Raw genomic sequence first — 17223 nt, forward strand, 5'->3', positions numbered from 1 at the left:
CTTCAGGTCCCGCTCAGGGTGTCGCGGCCTTCTTGCGCCGGTTGCTGACCAGCTGGCCGCCGATCACCATCAGTACCGCGATGGCGAACATCGCAGTCCCGATGACGTTGATTTGCACCGGCGTGCCACGCTGCGCCGATCCCCAGACGAACATGGGGAAGGTGACGGACGAGCCGGCGTTGAAGTTGGTGATGATGAAGTCGTCGAACGAGAGAGCGAAGGCGAGCAGCGCGCCCGCCGCGATGCCCGGTGCGGCGATCGGCAGGGTGACCCGTACGAAGGTCTGCACCGGCCCCGCGTACAGGTCGCGCGCCGCCTCCTCCAGCTTCGGATCCATGGACATGACCCGCGCCTTGACGGCCGTCACGACGAAGCTGAGGCAGAACATGATGTGGGCGATGAGGACGGTCCAGAAGCCCAACTCCGCCCCCATGTTCAGGAATAGAGTCAGCAGCGAGGCGGCCATGACGACCTCGGGCATCGCCATCGGCAGGAAGATCAGCGAGTTGATCGCACCGCGCGCCCGGAAGCGGAAGCGGACCAGCGCGAAGGCGATCATGGTGCCCAGGACGGTCGCCCCGATCGTCGCCCAGACGGCGATCTGGAACGAGAGCGTCAGCGATCCGCAGAGGTCCGCGACGCCGCACGGATCCTTCCAGGCGTCCAGCGAGAACGTCTGCCAGGTGTAGTTGAAGCGCCCCTTCGGCGTGTTGAAGGAGAACACCATCACGACGAGGTTCGGCAGGATCATGTACGCGAGCGTGAGCAGGCCCGCGACGACGATCACATTGCGTCGGATCCAGCGCATCAGACCAGGTCCTCCGTCCCTGAACGGCGGATGTAGACGGTGACCACGACCAGCACGACCGCCATGAGGATGAACGAGAGGGCCGCCGCCGTCGGATAGTCGAGTACGCGCAGGAACTGGCTCTGGATCACGCTGCCGACCATCTTGGTGTCGGTTGAGCCGAGCAGTTCCGCGTTGACGTAGTCGCCACTCGCCGGGATGAAGGTCAGCAGCGTGCCGGAGACGATGCCCGGCATGGACAGCGGGACGGTGACTTTGCGGAAGGTCGTCGACGGCCTCGCGTAGAGGTCTCCGGCCGCCTCGTGCAACCGGCCGTCGATGCGCTCCAGTGAGGTGTAGAGCGGCAGGATCATGAACGGCAGGAAGTTGTACGTGAGGCCGCAGACGACCGCCATGGGCGTTGCCAGGACGCGGTCGTCGGCCGTCCAGCCGAGCCAGCTGGTCACGTCCAGCACCCGAAGGGTGTCCAGCGCCCCGACCACGGCGCCGTCGTCCGCGAGGATCGTCTTCCAGGCGAGCGTACGGATCAGGAAGCTCGTGAAGAACGGGGCGATGACCAGGACCAGCAGGAGGTTGCGCCACCGGCCGGCCTTGAAGGCGATGAGGTACGCCAGCGGGTAGCCGAGCAGCAGACACAGGGCGGTGGCGGTGCCCGCGTACAGCAGGGAGCGCAGGAACTGCGGGTAGTACTCCTGGAGCGCGTCCCAGTAGGTCTGGAAGTGCCAGGTGACCTCGAAACCCTTCTCCAGGGAGCCAGTCTGTACGGAGGTCGACGCCTGGTAGACCATCGGCAGCGCGAAGAAGATCAGCAGCCACAGGATGCCGGGCAGCAACAGCCAGTACGGGACGAGGCGTTTACGGCGCGGAACCTTGCGTACCGCCGCCGCGGTGACCGGTGGTGTGGGTGGTCCCGGTGGTGTGGCCGGCGCCGGTGGTGCTGCCGTGGCGGTCACGCTCCCTCCTCGTCCACCGTCTTGACGCCCGCGTCGATGTCCTGGGCCGCGTCGAGTCCGAAGGTGTGCGCGGGGTTCCAGTGCAGGACCACCTCGGCCCCGGGAGCGAGCCGGCTGTCGCGCTCGATGTTCTGCGCGTACACCTCCAACTCCGCACAGACGGGGCTGTCGATGACGTACTGGGTCGAGACCCCGATGAAGCTGGAGTCGACGATGCGCCCGGTGATCCGGTTGCGGCCCGCGGGGACGGCGCCCTCGTCCTCCGCGTGCGCGAGGGAGATCTTCTCGGGGCGTACGCCGACGAGCAGCCTGCCCCCGTCCGGGACCTGCGCCGTGCAGCGGTCGGCGGGCAGCCTGAGCTTCACGCCGGCCGACGTCACCACCACCACGTCGCCGGTCTTCTCCGCGACGTCGGCCTCGATGAGGTTGGAGGTACCGAGGAAGTTGGCGACGAAAGTGGTCTGCGGATTCTCGTACAGCTCCGCCGGCGCGCCCAGCTGCTCGACCCGCCCCGCGTTCATCACGGCGACCGTGTCGGCCATCGTCATGGCCTCCTCCTGGTCGTGCGTGACATGCACGAAGGTGATGCCGACCTCCGTCTGGATGCGCTTGAGTTCCAGCTGCATCTGGCGGCGCAGCTTGAGGTCGAGCGCGCCGAGTGGCTCGTCGAGCAGCAGCACCTTCGGATGGTTGATGAGCGCGCGGGCCACGGCGACACGCTGCTGCTGGCCGCCGGAGAGCTGGTGCGGCTTGCGCTTCGCGAAGTCGCCGAGCTGGACGAGGTCGAGCATGTCGCCGACCTGCTTCTTCACCGACTTGATGCCCCGACGGCGCAGGCCGAAGGCGACGTTCTCGTAGATGTCGAGGTGCGGGAAGAGCGCGTAACTCTGGAAAACGGTGTTGACGGGGCGCTTGTGCGGCGGCAGGCCGGTGACGTCCTTGTCGCCGAGGAAGACCGATCCGGAGGTGGGGTCCTCCAGGCCGGCGATCATCCGCAGCGTGGTGGTCTTGCCGCAGCCCGAGGCGCCGAGAAGGGCGAAGAAGGAGCCCTCGGGCACGGTGAGGTCGAGGGGCTTCACGGCGTGGAAGGAGCCGTACGACTTGCTTATCCCGGTGAGGCGGACGTCGTCGCCGCCCCGGTCGGTGGATGCGGTCTCAGTCATGGGTAACGATCCCGGGGGCTTGGGAGGAGCGGAGCGGAGTGGACGGGGCGTGGGCCCCTGCGGCCGGCGGCCGTACGTCCTGGCGGCCGCGTAGCCGCGTGGCCGCGTGGCCTGTCAGGCTGCTGACTGGCTGCCGACCGGCTGACTACCGACCGGCGGGCAGGCAGGCCGGCTAGGCACCGATGAGCTTGGCGAACTTCTCTTCGTACGCCGTCTCTTCCTCACCGCTCAGCGAGCGGAAGGCGTGGGACTGCGACGCCATCGCCGCGTCCGGGAGGATCAGCGGGTTGGACGCCATCGACTCGTCGATCTTCGCGAGCTCCGCACGAACGCCCTCGACGGGGCAGACGTAGTTGATGTACGCCGCGAGCTGCGCGGCGATCGGAAGCTCGTAGTAGTGGTCGATGAGCTTCTCGGCGTTGGTCTTGTGCCGTGCCTTCGCCGGGACCAGCAGATTGTCACTGGAGATCATGTAGCCGGACTCCGGGACGGCGAACTGGATGTCCGGGTTGTCCGCCTGGAGCTGCACGATGTCACCGGCCCAGGCAACGCATGCCGCGATGTCGCCCTTGCTGAGGTCCGCCGTGTAGTCGTTGCCGGTGAAGCGGCGGATCTGCTTCTTGTCGACGGCCTTCTGGATACGGGCGACGGCACCGTCGAAGTCGTCGTCGGAGAACGACGCCGGGTCCTTGCCCATGTCGAGCAGGGTCAGCCCGATGGAGTCGCGCATCTCGGAGAGGAACGACACCCGCCCCTTGAGGTCCGGATCGTCGAGCAGCTGCGAGATCGACTCGACCTTGCGGCCCCCCGTCGCCTTCGTGTTGTAGGCGATGACGGACGGGATACCGGTCCACGGATACGAGTACGCGCGTCCCGGATCCCAGTCGGGCGAGCGGAACTGCTGGGACAGATTCGCGAACGCGTGGGGCAAGTTGGCGGGATCGAGCTTCTGCGCCCAGCCGAGCCGGATGATGCGGGCGGCGAGCCAGTCGGTGACGCAGATGAGATCGCGCCCCGTGTCCTGGCCGGCCGCGAGCTGCGGCTGGATCTTGCCGAAGAATTCGACGTTGTCGTTGATGTCCGCCGTGTACTTCACCTGGATGCCGGTGCGTTTCGTGAACGCCTCCAGGGTGGGATAGCTCTTCTCGTTCTCGCTGACATCCATGTACTCGGTCCAGTTGGAGAAGACGACACGCTTCTCCTTCGCCGAGTGATCGGTGGACGCCGGGCCGCCGCTCTCCCCCTTCGCGGGCGGAATCCCGCAGGCGGCGAGGCCTGCCACGCCGCCGATCGTGAGCGCCCCGGCGCCGGTGGCGCGCAGCAGCGAACGGCGGCTGAGCGCGCCCCTGCCGTTGCTGAGGCTGCGACGCGTCGCGGCTATCTGGGCCGCGGAGAGACGGTCGGGCTCGTACTGCTCCATGGGCGGTGCCCTTTCGGGTGAGGAGAGGGAGAGGAGAGTTAGAGACGGTCCCCGAAAACAGTGCGGTGCCAGTCCTTCCTGACGACCGCGGTGTTGTCGTACATCACATGCTTGACCTGTGTGTACTCCTCGAACGAGTACGCCGACATGTCTTTTCCGTAACCACTGGCCTTGTACCCGCCGTGCGGCATCTCGCTGATGATCGGGATGTGGTCGTTCACCCAGACACAGCCGGCCTTGATCTCGCGGGTGGCGCGCCCCGTGCGATACACGTCGCGGCTCCAGACGGAGGCGGCGAGGCCGTACGGGGTGTCGTTGGCGAGGCGGATGCCCTCGTCGTCGGAGTCGAAGGGCAGGACGACCAGGACGGGGCCGAAGACCTCCGACTGGACGATCTCGCTGTCCTGGGCGGCGTCCACGACGAGGGTGGGGCGGTAGTACGCGCCGTCGGCGGGGCCGGCGGCCCGCGCCGCGTCGGCGCCGCTGTCGCCGGCGCCCCCGTCGTCGCCGTTCCAGCCGTCGCCCGGCGCGGTGCCGCCGGTGACGACGCGGGCGTATCCGCGTGCCCGGTCGACGATGCCCGCGACCCGGTCACGGTGCGCGTGCGAGATCAGCGGTCCCATGTCGGTCGACGGGGCGAACGGGTCACCGAGGCGCACCGTCTCCATCAGCGCCGCCACGGCGCTCACGAAGGCGTCGTAGAGCGGACGCTGGACGTAGGCACGGGTGGCGGCCGTGCAGTCCTGCCCCGTGTTGATGAGCGAGCCGGCGACGGCGCCCTGGACGGCGGCCTCCAGGTCGGCGTCGTCGAAGACCAGGAACGGGGCCTTGCCGCCGAGTTCCAGATGCAGCCGCTTGACGGTGGCCGTGGCGATCTCGGCGACGCGCCTGCCGACGGCGGTGGAACCGGTGAAGGACGTCATCACGACATCGGGATGGCCGACGAGGCGCTCGCCCGCGTCGGCACCCGCACCGTTGACGATGTTGATCACGCCGTCGGGGATGCCCGCCTCCTGTGCCGCCTGGGCGAACATCAGTGAGGTGAACGGCGTCAGCTCGGAGGGCTTCAGCACGATCGTGTTGCCCGCGGCGACGGCCGGAAGGATCTTCCAGGCGGCCATCTGGAGCGGATAGTTCCAGGGCGCGATGGAGCCGACGACACCGATCGGCTCGCGGCGTACGTAGGAGGTGTGGTCGCCGCTGTACTCACCCGCCGACGCGCCGTCGAGGTGCCGGGCCGCGCCGGCGAAGAAGGCGGCGTTGTCGACGGTCCCCGGAACGTCGAACTCCGTGGAGAGCTTGATCGGCTTTCCGCACTGGAGGGACTCGGCCTCCGCGAATTCCGTTGCCCGGTCGGCGAGTACGGCGGCGAACCGGTGCAGCGCCTCGGAACGCCCCCCCGGCGTGGTACCGGCCCAGCCCGGATACGCGGCGAGCGCGGCGGCGACGGCCGCGTCGACGTCGGCCGCCCCCGCCAGTTCGTACGTGAGCAGTTCCTCGCCCGTCGCCGGGTTGACCACGGCGTACATACGCCCCGAGGTACCGGGACACAGCCGTCCGTCGATGAACTGCGCACCTTCCGCGAAGCGGTCCTGTGCGGCGAAGCGGTTTCCCATGGCGCCCTCCGTGTTCCGGCTGTCGCCCTGGACGTCCCGTGGGATGTCCCGACGCCGTGGATGTTGTTCTGGCTTGAATTGAGTGCCGATACTGACAGAGCACAGGGCGTCCAACAAGTGATTCCGTTGTTGCCTTTTGATTACGCGACGGAATCGGTTGACCATCTGTCGCTCCATCACCTTGATCGGCATACGGACTGTCAGTGGTGACGGGCAGAATCACGTACATGGGAATGATCACAGTTGCCGAGCTGATCGACCGTACGGGCCGCGGCGAGAAGGTCAAGTACCTGTATTTCTGGGGGCACGCCCCGCGGCGGGACGGCGTCGTCGGCGCGAGTTGTCTCAGCCAGTGGTGGCAGTCACCGTTCGCGGTCGACAGGGTGGAGTACGCGACGGCGGAGCACTGGATGATGGCGGCCAAGGCCCGGCTATTCGACGACGCGGAGGCCGAGCGGAAGGCGCTGGCCGCGTCCGGTCCGGCGTTGGCGAAGAAGGCCGGGCGGCTGGTGCGGGGGTTCGACGAAGCAGTGTGGGAGCGCGAGCGGTCCGGCATCGTCGTGGAAGGCGGCGTCCACAAGTTCCGGCAGAACGACCAGTTGCGCGACTACCTGCTGCGCACCGGTGACCGGGTGCTCGTCGAGGCCAGTCCGATGGACCGGATATGGGGCATCGGACTGGCCGCGGACGACGAGCGGGCGCAGGATCCCGCGCGCTGGCGGGGGCTCAATCTGCTGGGCTTCGCCCTGATGGAGGCGCGTGAACGGCTCCGTACGGACGCGGCGACGGCCTGACCGTCGTCGCCTGAGGCACGCCGCCCGACGGGCAACCGGCCGGCCGACGTGACCAGTGGCGGGCGGGATCAGTGGCGGGCGTCCACGAGAAGCATGGCGGAGTAGCCGTCGGTCCCACTGTCGTAGTCGTACTCACTGGTGTCGTCGTCGAACGCGCCGGTGATGCCCCAGATGATGAGCCCGGTGACGACCGCGCCGATGACGATGCCGATGGCGCCCGTGATGATCCCGGACAGAGCCTGACCGCCGTTGGTGGCCTCGCCCCGCTCGGCGCGCTTCCTGCCGACGACGCCGAAGATCACGGCGAGGATGCCGAGCACGATGCCGACGACGCCGTACAGGCAGAACAGGCAGATCGAGAGGATGCCGAGCGTCATCGCCGCGACACCCATGCCGTTCGCCGGGCCGGGCTGCCAACCGCCTTGGCCGTATCCCGGATAGCCGGGGTATCCCGGGTATCCCGGATAGGACGCCCCCGGGTACGGGGAACCGGCGGGTGCGCCCGGGTAGCCGTACGGACCGGGAGTCGTCGGGGCCGGTCCCCCGGGGGCTATCGGCGGTGGTGGTACGGCTCCGGAGACGGGCCCGACGCCGGCGCCCGGCGCCGGCCCCGCACCGGGCATCGAGGTGACGGTCAACTGGTCGTGAACGGGCGGGGCCGGCGGCTGGTCCTGGACGGGCCGCGGCGTCTGCGCCGGCTTGTCCAGGGGCACCCCGCGCTCCGGCGGCGCCCAGGGATCGCTCGGCTCGCCGGCGCCCGGCGACTGCGGGCTGCTGTCTGACATGGTCCTCCCCCATCGTGATTCCGTCATGCTAAGGCCTCTGCCGAGCACGCCGTCCGCCCCGCCTACGATGATCCCTGTCCGGTAAAGCCCTGGGCAGGGGGATGTCCTGCCCGGCGGACGGCGACACCGTTTCCGCCGCCGCTCAGTACGCGGAGGACCCGATGACCGACCTTCATCCCTTCATCGCAGGGCTGCCCAAGGCCGAACTGCATGTCCATCACGTCGGCTCGGCCTCCCCCCGGATCGTGTCCGAACTGGCCGCCAGGCACCCTGGCTCCAAGGTGCCGACCGACCCGGAGGCGCTGGCCGACTACTTCGTCTTCACTGATTTCGCGCACTTCATCGACGTCTATCTCTCCGTCGTGGATCTGCTCCGCACCCCGGAGGACGTCCGGCTGCTGACGTTCGAGACCGCCCGCGACATGGCGCGGCAGAACATCCGCTACGCCGAGCTGACGATCACCCCCTTCAGCTCGACCCGGCGTGGCATCCCCGAAGTGGCCTTCATGGAGGCGATCGAGGACGCGCGCAAGTCGGCGGAGGCCGAGTTCGGAGTCGTACTGCGGTGGTGCTTCGACATTCCGGGCGAGGCCGGCCCGGAGGCCGCGGACGAGACCCTGCGGCTCGCCGTCGACCTCCGTCCCGAGGGGCTGGTGTCCTTCGGTCTCGGTGGTCCGGAAGTCGGCGTAGCACGGCCCCGGTTCAAGCCCCACTTCGACCGGGCGATCGCCGAGGGGCTGCACTCCGTGCCGCACGCGGGCGAGACGACGGGGCCCGGAACGGTGTGGGACGCCCTGAAGGATCTGCGCGCCGAACGCATCGGTCACGGCATCAGCTCCGCCCAGGACGTGGAGTTGATGGCGCACCTCGCCGAGAACCGCATCCCCCTGGAGGTCTGCCCCACCTCCAACGTCGCCACCCGAGCGGTCACCGACATCGAGCTGCACCCGATCAGGACGCTCGTGTCGGCGGGCGTGCTCGTGACGGTCAACAGCGACGACCCGCCCATGTTCGGCACCGACCTCAACAACGAGTACGCGGTCGCGGCGCGGCTGCTGGAGCTGGACGAACAGGGGGTGGCGGGGCTCGCGAGGGGCGCCGTCGAGGCGTCGTTCCTCGACCAGGCCGGCAAGGACCGGCTGACCGCCGAGATCGACACGTACACCGCACAGTGGCTCGCGAAGTGACGGCCGCACGGGGCGCCGTCGTGGCCGTCGGGCACCGAGGCGACCCCTACCGCGTCCGTGAGAACACCCTTCCCTCGGTCCGCTCCGCCCTGGAACGGGGCGCCGACGCCGTGGAGGTCGACGTACGGGTCACGTGCGACGGGGTGCCCGTCCTGCTTCACGACTCCTCGCTGGAACGGCTCTGGGGACACGACCGCCGGGTCACGGATGTCACCGACGCCGAGCTGCGCACCCTGACACGGGGCGGCGTGCCGACGCTCCACGAGGTACTGCTGGCGCCACGGCCGGTGGGGGACGCGCGCCTCATGATCGATCTGCCCGGCGCCACGACGGCGACGGTGCGGGCGGTGGTCGGGACGGTGCGCGAATGCGGCGCGGCGGAGCGGGTGTACTACTGCGCGGGAGCCGAAGCGATGCTCGCCGTACGCGCCGCCGACCCGGGCGCCGAGATCGCGATGACGTGGCAGTCGCTGGCCCCGCCGCGCCCCGTGCTGCTCGAAGCGGTACGGCCCCGCTGGCTCAACTACCGCTTCGGTCTGGTGAGTCGAGAGCTGACGGAGCGGGTTCACGGCGACGGGCTGCTGGTCTCCGCCTGGACGGCCGACACCGGGCGGAGCATGCGACGCCTGGTCGGGGCGGGAGTCGACTCGATCACCACCAACCGCATCGACACGCTCGCGAATCTGCTCCGCACCGGCCGGCCGGTGCCGCCGAAGGCTTGAGAGGGGACGCGCGGGAGGGCAGGAGGCAGGCAGGTCCTCCGGCGCCCGTCCTCCAGCGCCCGAGGACCCGGTGGGGCTCACCCCAACTGCGCTTACCCCAACTGCTTCGAACGGGGCCGGAGTTCAGCGGCTCCCGACGAGCCTGCGCGCCACGGCATGCGAGACGGCGGTGGCGCCTGCGGCCACGGCCAGTCCCAGCGCGACGTCACGTGCCCGGGCCGGCTTCAGCACGCCGGCCCGCCGCAGCCGCCCCCGCGCCCACAGCGTGAACGGCACCACAACCAGCGGCGTCGTGACGGAGCCGGGCGTGTACCCGCGTACGGCGGCGGCCTGGGCGAGATGCACCAGACCGTGCAGGCCGAATCCGTCGAGCGCTCCCTGGTAGAAGCCGGACCGGCCCCCCGTACGGTGCCCCGCGACGGCGGCGGAGGCGACGAACGTGCCCATCACCCCGACAGCCACGGCGAATTCACGCGGTTCGACGGCGGCCATGGCGCCCCACACCGGCTCCGGTACGCCGGTGAAGCGCTCGCGCAGCGCGGGCAGATTCTCGCTGATCCAGCGGGGTCCGGTGGCCAGCTCCTCGGCGTCGTGCAGAACCCAGGCCGCCAGCAGTCCCAGAGTCACGGCGGGACCCACCCGTTCGCCGTGTACGCGTATGTCGGTCATGTCTCAGACTCTCTCAAACGCGGCCCGCGACGGACGAGGCGGGGTACGGACCGGTGTCGTGTCCGTGCCCCGCCCCGGGGACAGCAACTCGGGCGACGTATTCGCCAGTTGACGAGCCGACGAGCTGACGGCCGGGCGCGCCGAAACGACGCCCCCGCGATCGATCCGACAGCCGACAGCCGACGACCGCCGATCACCGACGCCCGCGACGCCTCAGCTCTCGCACCTCACGCGTCGAGCGACGTCATCACATGCTTGATACGCGTGTAGTCGTCGAAGCCGTACGCCGACAGGTCCTTGCCGTAGCCCGACTTCTTGAAACCGCCATGCGGCATCTCGGCGATCAGCGGGATGTGCGTGTTGATCCACACGCAGCCGAAGTCCAGGTTCTTGGACATACGCATCGCGCGCCCGTGATCCTTCGTCCACACCGAGGAGGCGAGGGCGAACTCGACCCCGTTCGCGTACTCCAGCGCCTGCGCCTCGTCCGTGAACGACTGAACCGTGATGACAGGCCCGAACACCTCGTTCTGGATGATCTCGTCGTCCTGCTTGAGACCCGACACGACGGTGGGCGCGTAGAAGTACCCCTTGTCGCCGACCCGGTGACCGCCCGCCTCGACCTTGGCGTGGGCCGGCAGCCGCTCGATGAAGCCCGAGACCTGCTTCAGCTGGTTGGCGTTGTTGAGCGGCCCGTACAGCACGTCCTCGTCGTCCGGACCACCGGTCTTGGTGTCGGCGGCGGCCTTGGCCAGCTCCGTCACGAACTCGTCGTGGATCGACTCGTGCACCAGGACGCGGCACGCCGCCGTACAGTCCTGCCCGGCGTTGAAGAAGCCGGCGACCGAGATGTCCTCGACCGCCTTGGCGATCGCCTCGCTGTCGAGGTCTTCGAAGACCACGACGGGCGCCTTGCCGCCCAACTCCAGATGCACACGCTTGACGTCCTTGGAGGCGGACTCGGCGACCTGCGTCCCGGCCCGTACGGAGCCGGTGATCGAGACCATCGCCGGAGTCGCGTGCTCGACCATCGCGCGCCCGCTGTCGCGGTCGCCGCAGATGACGTTGAAGACGCCCTTGGGTGTGATCGCGCCGATGATCTCCGCCATCAGCAGCGTGGAGGCGGGGGTGGTGTCGGACGGCTTCAGTACGACGGTGTTGCCCGCCGCGAGCGCCGGGGCGAACTTCCACACGGCCATCATCATCGGGTAGTTCCACGGCGCGACCTGCGCGCAGACGCCCACCGGCTCACGCCGCACGATGGAGGTGAAACCGTCCATGTACTCGCCGGCCGAACGGCCTTCGAGCATCCGCGCCGCACCCGCGAAGAAGCGGATCTGGTCCACCATCGGCGGGATCTCTTCGGTGCGGGTCAGTTCGAGCGGCTTACCGGTGTTCTCCGACTCGGCGGCGATCAGATCCTCGGCGCGCTCCTCGATCGCGTCCGCGATCTTGAGCATCACCTTCTGACGCTCGGCCGGGGTGGTGTCGCGCCAGGCCGGGAACGCCGCCGCGGCGGCCTCCATCGCGGCGTCGACGTCGGCCTGGCCGGAGAGCGGGGACGTGGCGTAGGCGTCGCCCGTGGCCGGGTTGACCACCTCGATGGTCCGCCCGTCGGCCGCGTCCCGGAACTCCCCGTTGATGTAGTTACGCAGACGGCGCAGCTCGGTGGTCACTGCCACCCCTCCTTACAGAAGTCATGCCCGATGTCCGATGGGTGAGACACCCACCTTAAGCGGTCCGCCGACGCTTTCGACAGACCCGACCCCTCCCAACTTCGGATTCAGTCATATTCTGACCCTCACACAACGAATTTCATCGCTTCGGGGTTGCAAGACAGACGAGTCGCGGTGCACAGTGAGCCCGTGGCCAGTCGTAGCGCAGACCCGAGGAACGGACACGGGAACGGATCGTCGCCGGCGATCGACACCGTGTCCCTCGCGATCATCGAACAGCTCCAGGAGGACGGACGGCGCCCCTACGCCGCGATCGGCAAGGCCGTAGGCCTCTCCGAGGCAGCCGTACGCCAGCGCGTCCAGAAGCTGCTCGACCAGGGGGTCATGCAGATCGTGGCCGTGACCGACCCGCTGACCGTCGGCTTCCGGCGCCAGGCGATGGTCGGCATCAACGTCGAGGGCGACCTCGACTCCGTGGCCGACGCGCTCACGGACATGGACGAGTGCGAGTACGTGGTGATGACCGCGGGCTCGTTCGACCTGATGGTGGAGGTCGTCTGCGAGGACGACGACCACCTGCTGGACGTCATCAACAAACGGATCCGCGCGCTCCCCGGCGTGCGCTCCACCGAGAGCTTCGTCTACCTCAAGTTGAAGAAGCAGACCTACATGTGGGGAACCCGATAGCCGTGAGCAAGGACCTCTCCAAAACCGCTTACGACCACCTGTGGATGCATTTCACCCGCATGTCGTCGTACGAGAACGCACCCGTGCCCACCATCGTGCGTGGTGAGGGCACCTACATCTACGACGACAAGGGCAAGCGTTACCTGGACGGCCTCTCCGGCCTGTTCGTGGTCAACGCGGGCCACGGGCGCCACGAGTTGGCCGAGACCGCCTACAAGCAGGCTCAGGAACTCGCCTTCTTCCCCGTGTGGTCCTACGCCCACCCGAAGGCGATCGAACTGGCCGAGCGGCTGGCCCACTACGCGCCCGGGGACCTCAACAAGGTCTTCTTCACCACCGGTGGCGGCGAGGCGGTAGAGACCGCCTGGAAGCTCGCCAAGCAGTACTTCAAGCTGACGGGCAAGCCCACCAAGTACAAGGTCATCTCACGCGCCGTCGCATACCACGGCACGCCCCAGGGGGCGCTGTCCATCACCGGACTGCCCGCGCTGAAGGCCCCGTTCGAGCCGCTGGTCCCCGGCGCCCACAAGGTGCCGAACACCAACATCTACCGCGCCCCGCTCTACGGCGACGACCCGGAGGCCTTCGGTCGCTGGGCCGCCGACCAGATCGAGCAGGAGATCCTCTTCGAAGGCGCGGAGACGGTCGCCGCCGTCTTCCTGGAGCCGGTGCAGAACGCGGGCGGCTGTTTCCCGCCCCCGCCGGGCTACTTCCAGCGGGTCCGCGAGATCTGCGACCAGTACGACGTACTGCTCGTCTCGGACGAGGTCATCTGCGCCTTCGGCCGGCTCGGCACGATGTTCGGCTGCGACAAGTTCGGCTACGTACCGGACATGATCACCTGCGCCAAGGGCATGACGTCGGGCTATTCACCGATCGGCGCCTGCATCATCTCCGACCGTCTTGCCGAGCCCTTCTACACAGGTGACAACACCTTCCTGCACGGCTACACCTTCGGCGGCCACCCGGTCTCCGCGGCCGTCGGTCTCGCCAACCTCGACATCTTCGAACGTGAGGGCCTCAACCAGCATGTGCTGGACAACGAGGACGCCTTCTTCTCAACGCTGCGCAAGCTCCACGACCTGCCGATAGTCGGCGACGTACGGGGCAACGGGTTCTTCTACGGCATCGAGCTGGTCAAGGACAAGGTCACCAAGGAGTCGTTCACGGACGAGGAGACGGAGCGCGTCCTGTACGGCTTCCTCTCCAAGGCCCTGTACGACAGCGGGCTGTACTGCCGCGCCGACGACCGCGGTGACCCGGTCGTGCAGCTGGCGCCGCCGCTGATCTCCGACCAGTCCACGTTCGACGAGATCGAGCAGATCCTGCGCACGGTCCTGACCGAGGCCTGGACGAAGCTCTGATCTCCGCGGCCTACGGGGCGGTGCACGGCGTCTACGGGGCGCGTACGCCGCCCCGTAGGCCCCGCCACGCGCCATCCGCATGACGGCCCGGGTGCCCCCGTTCGAGTGCAAAGGGGGCACCCGGGCCGCGTGCTGTCCGCGCGCCTCGTTCCCGATCTTTACGGTGCAGAGACCTATCGGCTTCGCCTTCGTTCCCCCGGACGGGGCGCGGTACGTCATCTCTGAACCGAGCCTGATCCGAACCGAGGTGTACGCCATGGTTGCCCCGCCGGACAACGACGTGCTCTGGGCGCGTTCCCTGCAGCACTCGCACAACGGCTCGCCCGCGCTCAGCGGCGTCTCGCTCGGTGTGCGCGAGGGAGAGATCCTGGCCGTCAGCGGCCCGCGCGGCAGTGGCAAGACGACCCTGCTGCGCTGCCTGTCGGGTCAGCTCGTCCCGGAGGAGGGCGAGGTCTGGTTCAACAGCACCGCCGTCCACACGATGCCCCCGTCGCTGCGTGAGAGGCTCCGGCGCGACCGTTTCGGCTGGATCGACTCCGATCCGGTCCTGGTCCCGGAACTCACCGCGTGGGAGAACGCGGCCCTGCCGCTGCTACTGCGCGGCTCCTCCCGCCGCGCGGCGAAGGCGGCGGCCATGGAGTGGCTGGAGCGGCTCGACATCGGTATGTGCGCCCGCAAGCGTCCGCAGGCGCTGCTCCAGTCGCAGCGCCAGCGCGTCGCCGTCGCCCGCGCCCTGGTCAGCACTCCCGCCGTACTCTTCGCCGACGAGCCGACGGCACCGCTGTACGCCGCCGACCGCGCGCACCTTCTGCGCACGTTGACGACCGCGGCGCGCTCGCACCGCATCACTGTCATCCTCGCCACCCTTGACGACGAGGTCACGACGCTCGCCGACCGCACCGTCACACTGGTCGACGGGCGCCGCGTGGGCGCCCTGCGGCCGACCGAGGCGGAAGGCCAGGCAGCGTGCTCGCTCTCCGTCTAGCCCGCGGCAGTCACCCCCTCGTCCTGCTGCGCAGGCTGCTCGTCGCCGCGGCGTCGGCGGGCGTCGGCTTCCTCCTGCTGTGCACGCTGGGCTGGGCCATGAACCACCCCGCCGGATCGCTGCTGCGCCTGCTGTGGTGCGTGCTGCCGCTCGCCGCCACGGTGCAGTTCGCGGTTGCTGTGGCCCGTACGGACCCGAGCACCCGGCCACGTTCCGGTCTCTCGGCGGTCGGCCTCGGCCCGGCGCAACTCACCGCCCTGGCGGCCGCGTCGACCACCTTGTCGTGCACCCTGGGCAGCATGGTGGCGCTGCTGTTCTTCCTCCACCTGCGGGGCGACCTCACGGGGCTGCCCTTCGACGGCGCCGCGGCCGATCTCCTGGGCGCCGGAAGGCCGTTGCCGCTGGCCGCCGCCCTCACACTGCTCGCCGTTGTGCCGGTCCTCGCCACCGTGGCCACCGGACTCGCCCTGCGTCCGCGCCGGACGGGGCCGGCCGACCGCACCGATCCCGAGCGACCCGCGACGCCCAAGCCCGCCCCGTCGGGGCTGCCTTGGGGCGTGGCTCTGACCGCGGCGGGGCTCGCCGTCGAGACCTACGCGAGCCGGGGCGGCTCCGGATCGCCACTGCCGATGCCGGGACGTTTCGAGGGCAGCCCGGCCGGTGTCCTGGCCGGCTGGTCGTTGACGGCACTCGGCCTGGCCCTGGCGGGCCCCGGCATCGCGTACCTCTGCGGCCGACTCCTCCAGACGCTGCGCCCCGGCGCGGTCCGGCTGCTGGCGGGGCGGGTCCTGATGGACGAGGCGGTGCGGATCGGCCGCCCGCTGGGCGTGGTCTGCGCGGTGATCTCCGGTGGATTCGCCGCCGCGGCGCTGTACGGCCCCGGCGACCCTCGTCCCTTCGGACCGCTCACCGGCCTCGGAGCCGCGCTCATTGTGGGCTGCACCGTGGCGACGCTGCTGACGGCGGTCCTGGAGGCCAAGCACGCCCGTACCGACACGACGGCGGCGCTGGTGCGGGTGGGCGCCCCCACGGGGCTCCTGCGTACCGCGGCGGCGCTGCGGGCCGGCGCGCTGCTCGCCGTCTTCGGACCGCTGACGTGGATGATCGCCGCACTCGCCGCCGTACCGCTCACCGGCTGAACCGGCTGCCTTCCGGCCCCGGCTTCCGGCCCGTACGAGGGGCCTATCGTGTCCGCATGGCGTACGGCGAGGGACACGACGGACATGAAGCACAACAGGCAGCGGCACAAAGCCTCCAGGGGCCTTGGGAACACCGGGCGGACGGCCTGGACCGCGAGATCGAATCCCTCGACGAGTTCGACCAGGTGGTCCTGGGCGGAACGCTCAGCGGGTTCCGGGTCCAGTCGGTCGACCTGACGGACCGTACGCTCGCCCTGCTGTCCACCGACACCGCCGAAACCGTCTTCCTCGGCTGCCCGATGGCACCGGACGCCGCGGCGAAGATACGGGCGGACGGTGCCCTGGTCTTCCCTCCCGTACCGCACCTCCCGTTCGACCCGTACCGGGGCCTGCTCTACTCGCCCGAGCAGCTCTTCGAAGGGCTGGACGAGGGTGGCTACGAGGCGACGCCGGACGCCGTCGCCTACGAGTGGTTCCAGCGGACCAAGGCCGACGGCGACGTACTCTCCTCGATGCTGCGGTCGGTCCACGACGACGCGATCTCGGACGCCCTGGACGAACTCCTCGTCGGCGCTCGGGTCGTCGGCGTGATGGGCGGCCACGCCATGGCACGGGGCACGGACGCGTACGCGGGGGCGGCCCGCCTCGGCCGCGACCTGGCCCGTACGGGGCTGACCGTCGCGACCGGCGGTGGCCCCGGCGCCATGGAGGCCGCCAACCTCGGCGCCTACGCCGCCCCTCATCCCGACGAGATGCTGGACGAGGCCCTCGAAATCCTCGCCAAGACGCCGTCGTTCAGCCCGTCGATATCCGACTGGGCGCGCGCCGCCTTCGAGGTACGGGGCCGCTGGCCCGGCGGTGACGGCTCCGTGGGCATCCCCACGTGGTTCTACGGCCACGAACCGCCGAACGCCTTCGCCGGCCACATCGCGAAGTACTTCGCCAACGCGACCCGCGAGGACGGTCTGCTCGCCCGCTGCAACGCCGGCGTCATCTTCCTGCCCGGCGCCGCGGGCACGGTCCAGGAGGTCTTCGACAACGCGACGCCGAACTACTACGAGTCACGCGGCGAGCCGACGCCCATGGTCCTCGTCGACCGCGCGCACTGGACGGAGCGGCTGCCGGCCTGGCCGCTGCTCACGTCGCTCGCGCGGGAGCGCTCGATGGAGTCCCGCATCGCGCTCGTCGACACGGTGGCCGAGGCCCCCGGAGCCCTGGCCCGGCTCGCCCGCTGACCGCCCCGCACACCCCGAGT

At 69.5% G+C, this 17223-nt stretch carries 16 protein-coding genes; 8 read left to right on the forward strand and 8 right to left on the reverse strand.

Features of this window, described 5'->3' with window-relative positions; all coding sequences use genetic code 11:
- Nucleotides 1-13: 13 nt before the first annotated feature.
- The 5 genes from OG700_RS09110 to OG700_RS09130 form a co-directional block, all read right to left on the reverse strand.
- Nucleotides 14-808 carry an ABC transporter permease gene (locus OG700_RS09110; protein WP_405611624.1) on the reverse strand — a complete coding sequence of 265 codons (795 nt, stop codon included), beginning with the start codon at nucleotides 806-808 and terminating at the stop codon, nucleotides 14-16.
- On the reverse strand, nucleotides 808-1761 hold the full coding sequence (locus OG700_RS09115) for an ABC transporter permease (protein ID WP_405611627.1): 954 nt from the start codon (nucleotides 1759-1761) through the stop codon (nucleotides 808-810). Before OG700_RS09115 ends, OG700_RS09110 begins: the two co-directional genes overlap by 1 nt.
- Entirely contained in the window at nucleotides 1758-2924 is a 1167-nt protein-coding gene (locus OG700_RS09120; protein ID WP_405611630.1) for an ABC transporter ATP-binding protein, read from the reverse strand. The genes OG700_RS09115 and OG700_RS09120 overlap by 4 nt, the downstream gene beginning before the upstream one ends.
- 172 nt (nucleotides 2925-3096) lie before the next feature.
- Entirely contained in the window at nucleotides 3097-4344 is a 1248-nt protein-coding gene (locus tag OG700_RS09125) for a PotD/PotF family extracellular solute-binding protein (RefSeq protein ID WP_405611633.1), read from the reverse strand.
- 38 nt (nucleotides 4345-4382) lie between these two features.
- Nucleotides 4383-5960, reverse strand: coding sequence for a gamma-aminobutyraldehyde dehydrogenase (locus tag OG700_RS09130; protein ID WP_405611636.1), 1578 nt, complete (start codon nucleotides 5958-5960; stop codon nucleotides 4383-4385).
- 233 nt (nucleotides 5961-6193) lie between these two features.
- Between OG700_RS09130 and OG700_RS09135 the strand changes: the two genes are divergently transcribed.
- Nucleotides 6194-6754, forward strand: a complete 561-nt coding sequence (locus OG700_RS09135) for an NADAR family protein (protein WP_405621538.1) — start codon at nucleotides 6194-6196, stop codon at nucleotides 6752-6754.
- Between the two features lie 68 nt (nucleotides 6755-6822).
- On the opposite strand, the gene OG700_RS09140 is transcribed toward OG700_RS09135, so the two are convergent.
- Nucleotides 6823-7539: a hypothetical protein gene (locus tag OG700_RS09140; protein WP_405611639.1), complete on the reverse strand. Its 717-nt coding sequence runs from the start codon at nucleotides 7537-7539 to the stop codon at nucleotides 6823-6825.
- A 161-nt stretch (nucleotides 7540-7700) separates the two neighbouring features.
- Here OG700_RS09140 and OG700_RS09145 point away from each other — a divergent pair, with 161 nt between their 5' ends.
- Both OG700_RS09145 and OG700_RS09150 read left to right on the forward strand, forming a co-directional pair.
- Nucleotides 7701-8726 carry an adenosine deaminase gene (locus OG700_RS09145; protein WP_405611642.1) on the forward strand — a complete coding sequence of 342 codons (1026 nt, stop codon included), beginning with the start codon at nucleotides 7701-7703 and terminating at the stop codon, nucleotides 8724-8726.
- Nucleotides 8723-9448 (forward strand): glycerophosphodiester phosphodiesterase, encoded by a 726-nt coding sequence (locus OG700_RS09150; RefSeq protein ID WP_405611645.1) that lies wholly within the window; start codon nucleotides 8723-8725, stop codon nucleotides 9446-9448. Before OG700_RS09145 ends, OG700_RS09150 begins: the two co-directional genes overlap by 4 nt.
- Nucleotides 9449-9571: 123 nt before the next feature.
- Here the strand turns inward: OG700_RS09150 and OG700_RS09155 are convergent, their stop codons facing one another.
- Both OG700_RS09155 and OG700_RS09160 read right to left on the reverse strand, forming a co-directional pair.
- Nucleotides 9572-10117: an HXXEE domain-containing protein gene (locus OG700_RS09155; RefSeq protein WP_405611648.1), complete on the reverse strand. Its 546-nt coding sequence runs from the start codon at nucleotides 10115-10117 to the stop codon at nucleotides 9572-9574.
- Between the two features lie 227 nt (nucleotides 10118-10344).
- Entirely contained in the window at nucleotides 10345-11793 is a 1449-nt protein-coding gene (locus OG700_RS09160) for a gamma-aminobutyraldehyde dehydrogenase (RefSeq protein WP_405611651.1), read from the reverse strand.
- Nucleotides 11794-11967: 174 nt separating this feature from the next.
- Here OG700_RS09160 and OG700_RS09165 point away from each other — a divergent pair, with 174 nt between their 5' ends.
- From OG700_RS09165 to OG700_RS09185, 5 genes are all read left to right on the forward strand, one after another.
- On the forward strand, nucleotides 11968-12480 hold the full coding sequence (locus OG700_RS09165) for an Lrp/AsnC family transcriptional regulator (RefSeq protein WP_405611654.1): 513 nt from the start codon (nucleotides 11968-11970) through the stop codon (nucleotides 12478-12480).
- Entirely contained in the window at nucleotides 12465-13844 is a 1380-nt protein-coding gene (locus tag OG700_RS09170; protein WP_405611657.1) for an aspartate aminotransferase family protein, read from the forward strand. The genes OG700_RS09165 and OG700_RS09170 overlap by 16 nt, the downstream gene beginning before the upstream one ends.
- A 256-nt stretch (nucleotides 13845-14100) precedes the next feature.
- Entirely contained in the window at nucleotides 14101-14829 is a 729-nt protein-coding gene (locus tag OG700_RS09175; protein ID WP_405611660.1) for an ABC transporter ATP-binding protein, read from the forward strand.
- On the forward strand, nucleotides 14811-15968 hold the full coding sequence (locus OG700_RS09180; RefSeq protein WP_405611663.1) for a hypothetical protein: 1158 nt from the start codon (nucleotides 14811-14813) through the stop codon (nucleotides 15966-15968). The genes OG700_RS09175 and OG700_RS09180 overlap by 19 nt, the downstream gene beginning before the upstream one ends.
- 56 nt (nucleotides 15969-16024) lie before the next feature.
- The gene (locus OG700_RS09185) at nucleotides 16025-17203 is read left to right on the forward strand and encodes an LOG family protein (protein ID WP_405611666.1); all 1179 of its coding nucleotides are present in this window, start codon (nucleotides 16025-16027) and stop codon (nucleotides 17201-17203) included.
- Nucleotides 17204-17223: the final 20 nt, after the last annotated feature.

The organism is Streptomyces sp. NBC_01508 (assembly GCF_045040315.1).
GTDB lineage: Bacteria > Actinomycetota > Actinomycetes > Streptomycetales > Streptomycetaceae > Streptomyces.